We start from the raw sequence: 247 nt of genomic DNA on the forward strand, positions 1-247 counted from the left end.
CGACGCGCCGGGAGTAGGCGTCAAGGACCGCAGCACAGTATACTTTCCCTTCCTCGGTGGGGTGTTCGGTGATGTCGGTGCACCACAATTCGTTCGGGCCGTCGACCGTGAAGTCTCGGTCGACCAGGTCGGTGTAGGGCTCGGTGTGCGGGTCGCGGACCGTGCAGCCGCGGCGGCGCCGCCGGTAGAGGCCCTGGATGCCGGCCTCGCGCATCAGCCTGGCGACGCGCTTGTGGTTGACCACCAG

General features: G+C 68.0%; 1 protein-coding gene. It reads right to left on the reverse strand.

Annotation, left to right across the window (positions count from 1 at the left end):
• Nucleotides 1–247: IS3 family transposase (locus tag FVA95_RS30220; protein WP_161992556.1), on the reverse strand; the 247-nt coding region annotated here is incomplete at both ends.

Origin of the sequence: Pseudonocardia sp. EV170527-09, assembly GCF_008369905.1 — a bacterium.
Classification (GTDB): domain Bacteria; phylum Actinomycetota; class Actinomycetes; order Mycobacteriales; family Pseudonocardiaceae; genus Pseudonocardia.